At 30.2% G+C, this 14,169-nt stretch carries 18 protein-coding genes; all 18 read left to right on the top strand.

Annotated features, from left to right (window positions below):
• The first annotated feature begins 5 nt into the window (after positions 1-5).
• Positions 6-869 carry a hypothetical protein gene (locus tag ABNT61_RS08085; RefSeq protein WP_348745534.1) on the top strand — a complete coding sequence of 288 codons (864 nt, stop codon included), beginning with the start codon at positions 6-8 and terminating at the stop codon, positions 867-869.
• Positions 870-961: 92 nt separating this feature from the next.
• Entirely contained in the window at positions 962-1,162 is a 201-nt protein-coding gene (locus tag ABNT61_RS08090; RefSeq protein ID WP_348712496.1) for a 4-oxalocrotonate tautomerase family protein, read from the top strand.
• Positions 1,162-1,905, top strand: coding sequence for an SDR family NAD(P)-dependent oxidoreductase (locus ABNT61_RS08095; RefSeq protein WP_348745535.1), 744 nt, complete (start codon positions 1,162-1,164; stop codon positions 1,903-1,905). Before ABNT61_RS08090 ends, ABNT61_RS08095 begins: the two co-directional genes overlap by 1 nt.
• A gap of 11 nt (positions 1,906-1,916) precedes the next feature.
• Positions 1,917-2,285, top strand: coding sequence for a nuclear transport factor 2 family protein (locus ABNT61_RS08100; RefSeq protein ID WP_348723600.1), 369 nt, complete (start codon positions 1,917-1,919; stop codon positions 2,283-2,285).
• Positions 2,286-2,337: 52 nt separating this feature from the next.
• Positions 2,338-3,900, top strand: a complete 1,563-nt coding sequence (locus tag ABNT61_RS08105; RefSeq protein WP_348745536.1) for an amidohydrolase family protein — start codon at positions 2,338-2,340, stop codon at positions 3,898-3,900.
• 286 nt (positions 3,901-4,186) lie between these two features.
• On the top strand, positions 4,187-4,819 hold the full coding sequence (locus ABNT61_RS08110) for a hypothetical protein (protein ID WP_348745537.1): 633 nt from the start codon (positions 4,187-4,189) through the stop codon (positions 4,817-4,819).
• Between the two features lie 127 nt (positions 4,820-4,946).
• The gene (locus ABNT61_RS08115; protein WP_348745538.1) at positions 4,947-5,327 is read left to right on the top strand and encodes a cyclophilin-like family protein; all 381 of its coding nucleotides are present in this window, start codon (positions 4,947-4,949) and stop codon (positions 5,325-5,327) included.
• Positions 5,328-5,344: 17 nt separating this feature from the next.
• Positions 5,345-6,928 carry an NAD(P)/FAD-dependent oxidoreductase gene (locus ABNT61_RS08120; RefSeq protein WP_348745539.1) on the top strand — a complete coding sequence of 528 codons (1,584 nt, stop codon included), beginning with the start codon at positions 5,345-5,347 and terminating at the stop codon, positions 6,926-6,928.
• 15 nt (positions 6,929-6,943) lie between these two features.
• On the top strand, positions 6,944-7,489 hold the full coding sequence (locus tag ABNT61_RS08125; RefSeq protein ID WP_348745540.1) for a VOC family protein: 546 nt from the start codon (positions 6,944-6,946) through the stop codon (positions 7,487-7,489).
• A gap of 41 nt (positions 7,490-7,530) precedes the next feature.
• Positions 7,531-8,235 carry a ZIP family metal transporter gene (locus tag ABNT61_RS08130; RefSeq protein ID WP_348745541.1) on the top strand — a complete coding sequence of 235 codons (705 nt, stop codon included), beginning with the start codon at positions 7,531-7,533 and terminating at the stop codon, positions 8,233-8,235.
• A gap of 115 nt (positions 8,236-8,350) precedes the next feature.
• Positions 8,351-8,914, top strand: coding sequence for a hypothetical protein (locus tag ABNT61_RS08135; RefSeq protein WP_348745542.1), 564 nt, complete (start codon positions 8,351-8,353; stop codon positions 8,912-8,914).
• 207 nt (positions 8,915-9,121) lie between these two features.
• Positions 9,122-10,291, top strand: coding sequence for a flavin monoamine oxidase family protein (locus tag ABNT61_RS08140; protein WP_348745543.1), 1,170 nt, complete (start codon positions 9,122-9,124; stop codon positions 10,289-10,291).
• 54 nt (positions 10,292-10,345) lie between these two features.
• A complete protein-coding gene (locus ABNT61_RS08145; RefSeq protein WP_348745544.1) occupies positions 10,346-10,780 on the top strand; it encodes a hypothetical protein in 435 nt (144 codons plus the stop codon).
• A gap of 175 nt (positions 10,781-10,955) precedes the next feature.
• Positions 10,956-11,579, top strand: a complete 624-nt coding sequence (locus tag ABNT61_RS08150; protein WP_348745545.1) for a DUF1826 domain-containing protein — start codon at positions 10,956-10,958, stop codon at positions 11,577-11,579.
• Positions 11,580-11,652: 73 nt separating this feature from the next.
• Positions 11,653-12,051, top strand: a complete 399-nt coding sequence (locus tag ABNT61_RS08155; protein WP_348745546.1) for a VOC family protein — start codon at positions 11,653-11,655, stop codon at positions 12,049-12,051.
• 95 nt (positions 12,052-12,146) lie between these two features.
• A complete protein-coding gene (locus tag ABNT61_RS08160) occupies positions 12,147-12,875 on the top strand; it encodes a tetratricopeptide repeat protein (RefSeq protein ID WP_348745547.1) in 729 nt (242 codons plus the stop codon).
• Positions 12,876-13,013: 138 nt separating this feature from the next.
• Positions 13,014-13,748, top strand: a complete 735-nt coding sequence (locus ABNT61_RS08165; protein WP_348745548.1) for a hypothetical protein — start codon at positions 13,014-13,016, stop codon at positions 13,746-13,748.
• Complete coding sequence (locus tag ABNT61_RS08170) at positions 13,748-14,167, top strand: hypothetical protein (RefSeq protein ID WP_348745549.1); 420 nt, start codon at positions 13,748-13,750, stop codon at positions 14,165-14,167. Before ABNT61_RS08165 ends, ABNT61_RS08170 begins: the two co-directional genes overlap by 1 nt.
• The last annotated feature ends 2 nt before the right edge of the window (positions 14,168-14,169 follow it).

Consider the following 14,169-nt stretch of genomic DNA (forward strand, 5'->3'; position numbering starts at 1 on the left):
AAAAGATGTCTTCTCTAAAAATTAAATCTATTTATCAAAACCTGATTATCCTGACATTAATAATTCATTTTCTCGGATTGCAGGCACAAATAGAAAACTTACAAATTAGCAAGGAGGTTACAGTAGATAAACTTTATGCTGGCCTCCTTTCTAATACCAATCTTAACTATACATCCAAAAATGAAAGTTCTTCCTCTTCATTTCAATTCGGAGCAAGAGTCAAACTAAAATTAATTCCGCAATTAATTACCATAAGGTCTTTTGGAGTATTCAAATCTTTAGAAGGACAACAACCAAAGGTTTTTAAAAACTTTGAAGCCATAATTACTCCAAACAAAAGTATTGCTATTCATTTTGGTGTTATGGCAACTCCAACAACTGAACTTCGGCCACATCCCACAACATCACAAAGTCAAATAGAAACAAATGCCGAGAAAACTATTCTAGGTGGAAAGCCAGGTATAAAATTCAATTATCTACTCGGCGAAAATTATACTTTAAGTTATGGCATCCATAATCACAATAATCATATTGGACAACATTTTAAATTAAAGTATAAACATCTAGTTGTATCCTCTTTTTTTGAACGAAACAAAATATTTCTTGTAGGTAAATGGAATTTCAAAAAAGGAAATATTCTAATCACTCACTCTAGGAATAATCTTGCATTTTCAACACTAATACCAATAACATCAAAGTATTCTTTTTACTTAGATTCTGAATACAATACCTACCAAGACAAACAAAAGCATTTAGAATTTGGTGTAAGAAGACTATTTCCTCAACATAATAGAATCAAAGGGTTTTTATCGATTCGCTATAACACGCTTCTAAACAACGTTCAAGCAAGTCTATTTATTCACATATAATGTGACATACATCACACTAAAGTAGTGACTTACCTCCTTTAAAAAAATTGAGTCTCAACTGAACTTTGTAGTAATAATTTAAAATATAAAACATGCCTTATATCAACATTAAAGTTACCGACGAACAGGTAACTAAAGAACAGAAACATCAGCTCATAGTTGGAGCTACTCAATTAGTAGTTGATGTCTTAAACAAAAATCCAAAAACTACTCATGTGGTTATTGATGAAATCCCTATTGAAAACTGGGGAGTTAACGCAACACAGTATTCAAACTCAAACAAATTTAAGTAATGAAAGATACAACTGTAATTATAACCGGAGCCTCAACAGGAATAGGAAAAGCAATTGCTGCTTACTTTATTAATAATGGAAGTAACGTAGTTATGAATTCTTCTAATGAAGATAATCTTAAACGTGCTTTTGAAGAATTAGGTTCACCAACAAACGCTATTTATTTCGCTGGTGATATTAGTAAACAGGAAACTGGAAAAACGCTTGTTCGTTTAGCAAAGGAAACATTCAGTTCTGTGGATATACTAATTAATAATGCTGGTGTTTTTGCACCAAAGCCTTTTTTGGATGTCGCAGAAGAAGATCTAGATTATTATTGGAACATCAATCTTAAAGGAACATATTTTACTTCTCAAGCTGCAATCGGCGAAATGTTGAAACAAAACAAAGGATCAATTATAAATATTGGAACGGTACTAGTTGATCATGCAATTGGTGGTTTTCCTGCAACAGCTCCAATTACAAGTAAAGGTGCAATTCATTCTTTGAGCAGACAATTAGCTGCGGAATTTGGAAAAAATAACATTAAAGTAAACACCATCGCTCCAGGAATTATTCGAAGTCCATTACAAGGAAAAATGGGCATTGAAGATGCAGATAGTTTAGCTGGACTGCACCTATTGAATCGAATTGGAGAAGCTAATGAAATTGCAGAAGCAGCGTATTATTTAGCTTCATCTGATTTTATAACCGGAGAAACTATAAATGTAGCAGGAGGTCATACTGTTGGCCATAACTTATAAAAATCAAAATTATGTATACAGAAAATATAAAAACAATAGAACAAGTTATTACTAATTACTTTGAAGGAATTTTCTATGGAGAAGCTGATAAACTTGATTCTTGCTTTACAGAAACAGCCATTATTTACGGAGACATTAACGGAGTTCCTTATCAAAAGAGTAAAGAGGAATATGTAAATGGGGTAAGAAACAGACAAAGTCCAAATGAATTAAAAGAGACTTTCAACATGAAAATCGTTGGAATTGATGTTCTGGGGAATACTGCTATGGTTAAAGTTCATTTACCAATGTTAGGTTACAATTACTATGACTATTTATCATTGATAAAATTCGGTGATGATTGGAAAATAGTAAATAAAATTTTCTGCCACGTAGCCTAAAGCTCATCATAATTTGTAATGTAAATCGTCATCAATTTTAAATCCAACAACAATGAAAAAAAAGGTATTTAAATTCTTTAAGATCATTCTGATAATGTTCTTAATTCCAACTCTAATAATTGCTGTTGGTATTATTTGGCCTACATCAAAAATAACAACTCCAGATAGGTTTCATACTGTACTCATAAAATCGATTCATATTATTGATGTACATACTGGAGCGATTTTAGAAAATCGAAATATTTTAATTGAAAAGAATAAAATCATTCGAATTGACAGTTCAAATATATCTGTTGATAATCAAAATACGTTACAAATTGACGGAACAGGTAAATATGCTATTCCAGGTTTATGGGATATGCATACACATTCAAATCAGCATTCTCCTTGGTTGCATCATCCAATTTACATTGCGAATGGTGTTACCGGAATACGAGATATGTCAGGACAACTTAATCGCAAAGACAGTTATTGGGTTGGCAGCAAAGAACGTTTAAAGTGGAATGCTGAATTGAATGTTAATCAAAGAGTTTCTCCGAGATATATTTTACAGAGTAGTTATCAAATTGATGGACCATCTAGCGTTCCTGATGGATTTCCAAACTATTTCAAACTTAACAATACAAACCAAGTAGATTCTTTATTGGGATACTATAAAAATGAAAACGTTGACTTCATTAAAATTTATCAGCAAATCCCTGTAGAATCTTATAAAAAACTGGCTCGTAATGCTCAAAATTACGGTTTACACATTGCCGGACACAAACCAATGTTTTTGAGTTTGGAAGAAGCTGTAAAACTTGGACAAAGAAGTTTTGAACATGGACGCATTTTTCTATTTGAATCTTTTCCAGAAACAGACAGTTTAAAAAACCCTCATAATTGGAAATCATATTTCTCGAAAAACAAACGAAAATTAGTTGAACAATACAATCCCGAAACAGCTCATAAATTAATGAACTTAATGCACTCGGAAAATACACACTGGGTTCCTACTTTACAAACTCTAAAATTTGAAGCATCAGCACACAAAAAGGAATTTCTAGATAATCCGAATTTAAAATACGTAACCAGTGTAAGAAAGAACTTATGGTGGAAAATAGATGCTAATAATAATGCCAAACGAAATCAAACAGAAAACACTAAAGGTGTAAGTGGAAAATTTTACACTATTGCTAAAAAACAAATACAACAAGCTCATGATATAGGAGTTCCTATTATGACAGGAACCGATGTTACCGATTCGTATACCTTCGCTGGATTTAGTGTTCATGATGAATTAATCGATTTGACTAAATGTGGATTAACTAATCTTGAAGCTTTAAAAACAGCTACAATAATTCCAGCTAAATATGCTCATAAAAATCATCTTTTTGGAAGTATCGAAAAAGGGAAAATGGCTGATTTAATTCTACTTAATCGTAATCCATTACAAGACATTTCGAATACAAAAGAAATCCATGGAGTTCTAATAAATGGAGTTTTTTACGACACACAAAAACTTGAAGAATTGAAAATATTTACAGCATCTCAAGCTTCTAGTTTTCACATGAATGTTAAAACACTTTTTAGTCTGTTCAACAGTCCACTCATAAGAGTACAATTCGCTGATTAACTTCTTAAAACCAATAATTATGAGTACTATAAATAAAATACTAGGCTTTACAATCCTTTTATTATTGTAATTCTTACTTATGGGAGTGATGAGCATTTAGTAAACTATTTAGAAAAACTAAATAAAAAATTAAAATAGTTGATAACTTCCAAGTTTATTCTAGCTTCATAAAACAAATGTTAAGCCACTCACAATAAACTCATTATTGCAAGTTTTCAATTCCATTAAAAAAGTAATATATTCAGTTTTTAAATATTATGTAAATATCGCATAAGAAACAAAATTCATGAATATCAATAAATTAATTGTAGTGGTTCTACTTTCCTTCTCTTTTTATAATTGTAAGGTCACGAAAGGTGTTGAAAATCCAAAAGTAAAAAAAGCAATCAACCTTCAAAAAGAAGTGATAGACCATCCGTTATTTAAAAAAATCCTATTGGAATTAGAACAAGAAGGAACAATTGATTGGAGTGAAGGCAGAACTAGTTCTATTCAGGAAGATCTTTCCAATTACGAATCTAATACACATTGGTTATTAGAACAATTCGAGAAGAAAAGGGGATATCATAAAGATGTTGTTTTTTTATGGCGAAAATTCAATCCTTTTTCAAAAACCAAAGCGGCAACTTATCCTTGCAAAGACTCAACTAAATTAAATAAATGGAGGTTAAAAAGAGATAAATATTCCATATTAAATACATTGATTCATGAGCGTGTACATTCTTTCTGTCACATTCATTCACGAAATAAACAAACTAAGCGAGAAAATCTATGCGATGCAGCTTATATAGCTGGAGATTTATCCGAGGCTATTATCTCAAATAAAATGGGAATTAAAGAACGAAGAATGAGCTTACCTATTTGTCCTGCGTTGATTCAAAAAATTGATGAATATGAATTGGTTAAAATAATTAAATAACATCAATCTTATTCCCTGAAATTCAACTTCTTTATTTCAAATTAATGAATTACTTGTTAAGATTTTAATTAAGAAATTAAAAATTAATTCATTAGATTAACCAAAACAATAGACCGATAAATTACTAATGAATAACATACTGAGTACTGAAGAATTTCAACTTGAAATTGAATGGGATTTAAATTCCGGAATTATAAATTCAATATTGAATTCCAATCCTATAGAAGGCGTCGCAAACAATATTGGCGGAGAAGTATTTTTTTATCAGTATGATTTAGATATTCCTTTTAACGGAGAAGAAAAAGAAGTTTTTGAAGAAGGAGACGTTATTTATTGGAAATCTCCAACTGATCCGGAAAAATTTGGGATTTTATTTATGTATGGAAATACAGATTATGGTGATGGCACAAAACCAAGAACTTCAAGTCCTGGAATAAAAATAGGAACCATCAAGGATATAAAATCAATATCAAAAATATCAACAGGAAGTATACTTAAGTTAGGATAACATTTAAAAACAATTCAATGGTTCAATCGTACAAGAAAAAACCCAAACTACAGGAACAATATGATACAATAGTTATTGGATCAGGAATGGGTGGTTTAGCAACAGCTGCAATCTTAGCTAAAGAAGGTCAGAAAGTTTTAGTCCTTGAAAGACACTATACTCCTGGAGGATTCACTCATATTTTTAAACGTAAAGGTTATGAGTGGGATGTAGGAATTCATTACATCGGAGATGTACAGCGAGAAAATAGTATCCTTAAAAAAATATTTGATTACGTAAGTAACGATCAATTAAACTGGGAGGATATGGGTGAAGTTTATGATCGTATTATTATTGGTGATAAACAGTATGATTTTGTTAAAGGTGTTAAGAATTTTAAAGCAAAAATGATCAGCTACTTCCCTGAAGAAGAAAAAGCCATAAACACCTACATTAAATTAGTTTTTGAAGCTGTAAAAACAAGTAAAAACTATTATATCAGCAAAACAATTTCTCCTTTGTTAAATACCCTCATTGGAGGATTTTTGAAAAAACCTTTTTACAAATATTCTGATAAAACTACATACGAAGTTCTTAAATCTTTAACCAATAACGAGGAGTTAATAAAAGTTCTAACGGGTCAGTATGGTGATTATGGATTGCCTCCAAAACAAAGTAGTTTTTCCATGCATGCTTCTGTAGCTCGTCATTATTTTGGTGGAGGAAGTTTTCCCATAGGAGGATCTTCTCAAATCGTAAATACAATTTCACCTGTGATTTCTGATGCTGGAGGTACAATTTTAACTAATGCAGAAGTCGATGAAGTTATAGTTAAGAACAATAAAGCTATTGGTGTTAAAATGTTAGATGGAAAAGAAATATTTGCCAGAAATATTGTGAGTAACGCCGGAATCATAACAACCTACACAAAGTTACTACCTCAACAAACAGTACAAAAGCATAAATTATTTGATAACTTACAAAAAGTAAAACCTTCGGTTGCGCATGTAAGTCTATATATTGGATTAGACGGATCACCAGAAGAATTGGAAATACCCAAAACAAATTATTGGATATATCCTGATAAAATAGATCATGATACTTGTGTGCAAAATTATTTAGAAGATTTATCACAACCCTTCCCTGTTGTATATCTTTCATTTCCTTCAGCTAAAGATCCAGATTGGTCTAATCGTTATCCGAGTAAAAGTTCGATTGATATAATTACTTTAATTCCATATGAAACTTTCGAAAAATGGTCTGATACTTCATGGAAAAAAAGAGGTGATGAATATGAAAAAATAAAAGAAGAAATCGCTCAGCGTCTTTTAGCGGAATTATATAAACAATTGCCACAAGTAGAAGGAAAGGTTTCTTATTATGAATTATCTACACCACTTACAACAAAGCATTTCGTGAATTATCAAAAGGGAGAAATTTATGGATTAGATCATAGTCCAGAACGATATAGACAACCTTTTTTAAAACCTAAAACTCCGATTAAAAATTTCTACCTAACTGGTCAAGATATTGTTACAGCAGGTATTGGAGGCGCTTTATTTTCTGGTGTATTATCAGCAATTGCAGTAACAGGAAAAAACATTCTTAAGAAAATTCAATAAAATATTTTATAGATCATGAAAAGAATTATATCAGTTGTATTGTTCTCGTTAATTATCAGTAGTTGTTCTGATTCTGAAAAGAATGCTATTCAACTTGAAAAAATTAAATCTCTGGAAACTAAAATTGATAGTTTAAATCAATTAGTGGAAAACTCAAAAAGTACGAAGGGACAAATTGCAACCTTCTTGACTTTTCAAAAAGATAATGCAGAACAAGCCATGAATTTTTACATGGATTTATTTGACAATTCAGAGATAATTAACCTGAAACGATGGGAAAAAGGAAGCCCAGGAAAAGAAGGGAAAATCATGCATGCTACATTCAAATTAAATGATAAACTATTTATGTGTAGTGATAGTCCTGCTATCCATGCTTGGGATTTCACTCCTGCAGTTTCAAACTTTATAGAATGTAAAGACGAAAATCAAATAAAAGAATTGTTCACAAAACTTTCTGAAAATGGAAAAGTTATGATGCCCCTCGGAAATTATGGGTTTAGTCAAAAATTTGGATTTGTAGAAGATCAATTTGGAGTATCTTGGCAATTGAATTTAGAATAAGGACTATAACACGATCATGTACAACTTAGTTAAAATAGAAGATGATTCAGCTTATACTATATTCAGGTTTTGCAGGCATTACAGTTTTCTTAGGAGGAATTTTAGCAAATTACTTTAATCATCATGTTAAAGAAAGCCCAGTTAAATATGAAATAACCCATACCTTAATGTCATTCGGTGCAGGTATAATTTTATCTGCTCTTGCATTGGTTTTAATACCGAAAGGAATGCAAGAATTAAATTTATTTCCTTTCATTTTTTCATTTCTTTTTGGAGCTCTCTTATTTATGATCCTCGATCAATATCTAGCTAAAAAAGGAGGACAAACGGCAACTCTTCTGGCAATGATGATGGATTTTATCCCTGAATCTGTTGCTCTTGGAGCTGTTTATGCAATCGAACCAGATATGTCTACATTATTAGCGGTATTTATTGGTTTGCAAAATCTACCCGAGGCTTTTAATGCTTTTAGAGATTTAGTCCAAAGTGGATTCACCATACATAAAACTTTAATCATATTCTTTTTCTTAAGCTTTTTTGGGATTATTGGAGCATTAATAGGACATTTTGTACTAAGTAATTATCCAGATTTAACTTCACATTTAATGACTTTTGCTAGTGGTGGAATTCTGTATTTATTAATTCAAGATATTATCCCTGAAAGTAAATTAGAAAAAAGTTATCTAACGTCTTTAGGAGCTATTTTAGGTTTTTTAATTGGGATTATTGGTGAAAAGATTATATGAAAAATTAGATTTTCACTATTAAAAACTGAGCACATAATTCCTCTTCAATTTTCTTGTTTTGGTACAATTTTTGATTCGTTAAACCTAACCTTTAACCAATCAAAACTACTATAAAATGAAAAAGATCTTCTATCTATTTAGTCTTGCAATTATTACACTTGCTTGTAGTTCTTGCTCTAATGATGATCTCGAAATTGCTGATGATGCAACAGGTATAATCAAATTTGATTATCAAAATAAATCCGTTCATTTTACTGCTACGACTACTAATTTGGAACAAGAAGATATTTACGGATTTTCTGATCCTTCTATCCAATGGATTCAAATGCTACGCTTAGCAAAAACAAATGATTTCTCTCACAAAGTATTCATATTTATGTCGGGAACAGATTTAAACTCATTACTGCTACCCTACACGTTTCAGTCTGGTATTGTAGGTGAGGATGCTCAAATTAATTATACTGTAGATCAAAGAATTGAAACTGATAGCAACGGACAAGATTTTGTTGTTACAAATACATATGCAGCTACTACATATTCAAATGATTTCACCTTAACAATACTATCTAAAGAAGATGGTGTTTTACGAGGTACTTTTGAAGGAAGAATTGAAAATCAAGATGGTGATTCTATCATGGTAAAAAACGGAACCTTCGATGTTCAAATTGTAGAAAAGTAATATCTAAATAAAATATTTAGTACAAACTACCTGTAGAGTAGTTCAATAAATGGCAATAACTTCTCGTTCGTTTATAAATTTCCGAGTTATTGCCATTTTTCATTCTCTTCAATTAAGATTTTCCCACTCATTCATCATCATAATTTTAAATTTTTGTAACTTCAATACACAAATCATTCGCAAAAACTGATTTAAAACACGAGAATTATGACACGAAAAGAGTTTATAAAAATCTGTAGTCTGTTAGGAATATCTTCTGTTTTCCATCCCACTCTTTCGGCATTAAACAAAATTAAATCTAACAATTCAAGCAATAAAAACGATGGTAAAGTATTAATAATTGGAGCAGGAGCTGCGGGTTTAACTGCTGCTTATAAGTTATCACAATTGGGAATTGATTTTCAAATTTTAGAGGCTTCACCTACTTACGGCGGTAGAATGAAAACAGCGAAAGACTTTGTGGATTTTCCAATTCCACTTGGAGCAGAATGGCTTCATGTTGAAAGGGATGTTTTTGACGATGCAATTAAGAATCCTTCTGTTAAAGTAAATATCAAAACTGTTGGTTATTCATCTGATGATTACGGGATATACAATGGAGAAGAACTCTCTATGGACGATATGGGATTTGGAATTGATCAGAAGTTTATTGGTTCATCTTGGCTGAACTTTTTCGAGCAATATATTCTTCCTTCCGTAAAAAATAAGATTTCTTATAACCAAATCGTAAATTCTATTGACTATTCGAAAGATCTAATTAAAGTCACAACCCAAAAAGGTAAATTTGAAGCAGACAACGTAATCATAACAATACCCGTAAAAATACTTCAAAACGATACTATAAAATTTACACCTGATGTACCAGAATATAAAATTGAAGCATTTACAGAAGTTGAAGTATGGGAAGGTCTAAAAGTTTTTATTGAATTTTCGGAAAAGTTTTATCCAACTGCAATCGAAACAAAAGTAAAACCAAAAAACTCTGGTCAAAAAATGTATTACGATGCTTCTTATGGACAAAATTCAAAACGTAATGTGCTAGGATTATTTGTAGTAGGCTCTGCTACTCTACCCTATTTAGAATTATCAGATAATGAATTAATTAAATATATTTTAAATGAGCTTGATGAAGCTTTTGATGGGAAGGCATCTGCTAGTTACATGAAACACATCACACAAAACTGGAGTAAAGAACCGTTTATTGAAGGTGCATATGTAAATGACAAAGAGGGTTGGAGAACAATAAAAAGTTTAGGAAAATCAATAAATAACAAACTATATTTTGCTGGAACTTCCTACACAACTGGTGATGATTGGGGTGGTGTTCATAATGCTATATACTCAGGAATAAGAGCAATTGAAGAAATGTTAGAATAATGTTCACGCAACCATTCTACTTTTTTTACATCTTAAAATAAAAAACTTAGAACAATGATTAAAGTATTCAAAACACTAATAGCGTTAACATTTTTATTCTCAACAATCTCTTTCATGTCTTGCAATGACAATAACGATACTAATGTCAATTGTGAACAATCAGTTTGTACCGAAGAGTTTCGAACTATCCTAATCTTAGTTAAGGACCAAAATCAAAATGCTGTTGCATTAGATAGCTTTCAAACTATAAATACAGCTAATGGAGAAGATGTAACAGTTTCAGTTTCTAATTCCGGACTCGAAATGGCGCGCCAATTTGGTCAATACCCACTATTAAATGATTCCAGTCTAGATACAAATGAAGAAATAGAAGTTCGGTTTAAAGGTTTTATAGATAATCAGGAAGTAATTAATGGTCTATATAAAGTTAGTTCGGATTGTTGCCATATCAATCTAGTTTCAGGAAATGTAGAATTTATACTTCAATAGTATTAAATTCTGTAATTAATTCTTTACTCATAACTTCAATTTTTAGTTATGATAAAACATCACATTAATACCTATTAAATAAACGCAACTAAGTAGCGTTTATTTTTTATTACGTATTTTTGATTTGCGATTTCATGGAAATCTAGGTTGAATTCAAGTATTAAAAACACTACAAATGAAAACAGCAGACCTGATTAAAAATTCGATAGAAGGTGGAACTATAGATATTTTGGATAACATTCATAATAATGAGGTGAATATTGCAATTTATAATAGAAACATACATCACCTCAACTTTGAAATTTATCAATTACTTAAAAGAAAAATTTCACTAAAAGTAAACGGAACCACAGAAAATATTCTGAGCGAAATTGCTCAAACAATTTCAACAGAAGATTACAATTCGTTATACAATGACATTAAAAGCTTATTAATTACTTTTAGCAATATTACAGGCTGCACTAATTTCAAATTATTACTAGCAACTGTAAATACAAATATGTGTAAACGATTTCATATGGATTTTAATTCTTTAAGACTTTTATGCACTTATAGTGGACCTGGAACATTATGGCTTACAGAAGATAATATTAACAGAGAAGCTCTAAACGCTAATGCAGATAATAATTCAATTGTACTCAATTCGAATAATATTCAACAAGCAAATACAGGTGATGTAATTATATTAAAAGGTGCAAACTATGGAAACCAAGAATCTTTAGGTGTTGTTCATCGAAGTCCATCTATTGAAGAAACTAAATTTCAAAGACTTATACTTAGAATCGATGTAGTTCAATAAATTCATTTTTCATATTCATTATGGAATTAAACATAAGTTTTCTTTAATTTTATTGACACCAAAACAAAGATCAATGAAAGTTACTATTATCAGCATTCCAGTAAGAGATCAAGAAAAAGCTTTTCAATTTTACACCGAGAAATTAGGTTTTCTAAAAAACAAAGATATTCCCTTGGGAAATGGAAACAGATGGCTAACTTTAGTCTCTAAAGAAGATCCTAACGGACCTGAAATACTTTTAGAACCTGCACCTCTACATTTTGAACCATCTAAGATTTATCAAGATGCTTTAATGGAAGCTGGAATTCCTTATACTCAATTCGATGTTAAAGATGTTGATGAAGAATATAATCGATTACAAAAACTTGGTGTAGTATTTAGTTTAGCTCCTAAAGAAATGGGAACTGTAAAAGTCGCTGTTTTTAATGATACTTGCGGCAATAATATCCAACTGATTGAGACACTTTCTTAATGTAATTCACACTATTACTAAAATTTATTCGTTCGTAACTTTATGTAAAATTCCTCTAAAATTGTTAATTTTAGAACCTAAATCACCTTAAAGCTATGAAAAAGATATTTGCTATTTTCTTTACACTGTGTTCTTTTACAGCATTCTCACAAAGTCCTAATTATGATCAATTCGAGAAAGAATATGCAAAAGGAAATATAGAAGTAGCTATAAATTACTTGAAAAAAGCTTTAAAAAACGATGAAAAACATAAAGGACTTCTTTATGCTTGGCTTGGTGATGCCTATTTAAAACAAAAGAAATTTAAAGCTTCTGCAGATTGTTACGTAAAGGTTGTTGAACACACCGATGAACTTCAAAATAATGGTTTAATTTATTTTTCAATTGGTACCAATTATTATTTCGCTCAAGAATATAAAAAAGCGATTACTTATCTTGAGAAATCACTTGAAGCTGGTCATAAAGATTCTGGTATTGCAAATAATTTAGGTTGGTGCTATGCCGAAACAAAAAAATATTCAAAAGCTATTGAATACTTTGAAATGGCATATAATGAAGATCCTAAATTAATTAATAACATAAACAATTTAGGATATGCATATTACTTAAATGGTGAACTTAATAAAGCAGAAGAGCTAATTTTAAAAGCACAAAAAATTGATACTAATAATTCTTTTGTTTACCGAAACCTCGGACTGATTGCCCTAAAAAGAAAACAAAAAAATAAAGCTTGTACCTACCTTGATAAAGCAATAGAAAAAGGAATAATTAATGAATGGGGAGAACATTATATTAAAGAATTAGTACTGTATTGTAAAAAATAAATCTTCATTTTTAACAATTCATTTATACTAAGATTTATCCATTCATAATCTTTTCATAAAAACTTTCATTTTAATAGTAACCTATATTCCTTTTTAGGAACATAACTATATATTTACTCAATATAAACTGAAAAATCTATGGAATTAAAAACTACTCTTACAATCTTATTATGCTCTCTTTTTTTATTCATTTCATGTACTGATGAATCCAATGAAGGAAATAATTCAGACGAACCAGTATTAACAAGTCATTATTATTTTGAGGGAAAATTAGGAGGTGAACCATTTACAATTGAACAGAAAGTTTATGATGGCTACAACTTTGTTACAGAATATTCCTTTGATTATGGAGGTACAACCATTTTTTGTGCAAATCAACCTGATAATGAAGTCCATTCTGAGTGTTATTCTGTTTATGCTAGTGGTTTATTAACCTATAATACTCCTAAAGATATTATTTCGGCTAAAATGTATTTTGGACCGATTAAGGCTGAAGAAAAGACTTTAGAAAGTGAAATAAATGGAATTCACGATTTCTTTAATCAAAATAAAGAAGTTAAATTTAGAAGAGATTTCGGCAATACAAATAACTTTCAGGGTAATATAGCTTTCGATTTCTTTCCACCAGAAGGAGACAATCCAAATTACTATTATTCAACTAGATTTAATGACAATAGTGAATATATAGCAAAAATTAGTTCTGTAAATCAAATAGAAGATAATTTCATAATAATTGAAGGTACAATTGACAATTGTAAGCTATTTGATTCTCGAGATGACAAAGATGAAAATCAAGGCTTTAAAATGTTGACCGATTTTAAATTTAAAGTAAAAATTCAAGCTGATTTCAACTTTAATATTTATAATGATTAATGCAATATCAAGAAATTGAAAATTTAAAATCTGATTTTAATAATCACGATATACATATATCAGAGCCTTTTGATTATGTTCGAAAAGATTTGTTTTATATAACTCTTTCTATCGACAATTCTTCCTATAAACTTTTGATTGATGATGAATATGGTGATTTTTCACGAACCAATAAATTGATCAATTGGTATTTAATATTAGCTGCTTTAGAATCATACAGAGAAACTGAGGATATTTTAGAATGGTCTAAAGAATTGTGTATTGAACCAAGCAATTACCTCGACTACTATAAAAATTTAGATAACGTATATAGAGAAATTGAGCATCTATTAGGAAAAATAGATGCTCAAATTAGTTCTTATGATTATAGTTTAAGAACTGGTGTTATGAAAGCTTTATTGAAAGAAAAGCTCGACTGATT

It is taken from the genome of Tenacibaculum sp. 190524A05c, from assembly GCF_964036595.1.
GTDB classification, from domain to species: Bacteria; Bacteroidota; Bacteroidia; order Flavobacteriales; family Flavobacteriaceae; genus Polaribacter; species Polaribacter platacis.

Coding starts and splice junctions, on each gene's coding strand:
- ABNT61_RS08100 (WP_348723600.1), top strand. CDS start 1,917: ATGTATACAGAAAATATAAAAACAATAGAACAAGTTATTACTAATTAC.
- ABNT61_RS08145 (WP_348745544.1), top strand. CDS start 10,346: ATGATTAAAGTATTCAAAACACTAATAGCGTTAACATTTTTATTCTCA.
- ABNT61_RS08160 (WP_348745547.1), top strand. CDS start 12,147: ATGAAAAAGATATTTGCTATTTTCTTTACACTGTGTTCTTTTACAGCA.
- ABNT61_RS08090 (WP_348712496.1), top strand. CDS start 962: ATGCCTTATATCAACATTAAAGTTACCGACGAACAGGTAACTAAAGAA.
- ABNT61_RS08170 (WP_348745549.1), top strand. CDS start 13,748: ATGCAATATCAAGAAATTGAAAATTTAAAATCTGATTTTAATAATCAC.
- ABNT61_RS08135 (WP_348745542.1), top strand. CDS start 8,351: ATGAAAAAGATCTTCTATCTATTTAGTCTTGCAATTATTACACTTGCT.
- ABNT61_RS08130 (WP_348745541.1), top strand. CDS start 7,531: ATGATTCAGCTTATACTATATTCAGGTTTTGCAGGCATTACAGTTTTC.
- ABNT61_RS08120 (WP_348745539.1), top strand. CDS start 5,345: ATGGTTCAATCGTACAAGAAAAAACCCAAACTACAGGAACAATATGAT.
- ABNT61_RS08150 (WP_348745545.1), top strand. CDS start 10,956: ATGAAAACAGCAGACCTGATTAAAAATTCGATAGAAGGTGGAACTATA.
- ABNT61_RS08085 (WP_348745534.1), top strand. CDS start 6: ATGTCTTCTCTAAAAATTAAATCTATTTATCAAAACCTGATTATCCTG.
- ABNT61_RS08125 (WP_348745540.1), top strand. CDS start 6,944: ATGAAAAGAATTATATCAGTTGTATTGTTCTCGTTAATTATCAGTAGT.
- ABNT61_RS08095 (WP_348745535.1), top strand. CDS start 1,162: ATGAAAGATACAACTGTAATTATAACCGGAGCCTCAACAGGAATAGGA.
- ABNT61_RS08165 (WP_348745548.1), top strand. CDS start 13,014: ATGGAATTAAAAACTACTCTTACAATCTTATTATGCTCTCTTTTTTTA.
- ABNT61_RS08140 (WP_348745543.1), top strand. CDS start 9,122: ATGACACGAAAAGAGTTTATAAAAATCTGTAGTCTGTTAGGAATATCT.
- ABNT61_RS08155 (WP_348745546.1), top strand. CDS start 11,653: ATGAAAGTTACTATTATCAGCATTCCAGTAAGAGATCAAGAAAAAGCT.
- ABNT61_RS08105 (WP_348745536.1), top strand. CDS start 2,338: ATGAAAAAAAAGGTATTTAAATTCTTTAAGATCATTCTGATAATGTTC.
- ABNT61_RS08115 (WP_348745538.1), top strand. CDS start 4,947: ATGAATAACATACTGAGTACTGAAGAATTTCAACTTGAAATTGAATGG.
- ABNT61_RS08110 (WP_348745537.1), top strand. CDS start 4,187: ATGAATATCAATAAATTAATTGTAGTGGTTCTACTTTCCTTCTCTTTT.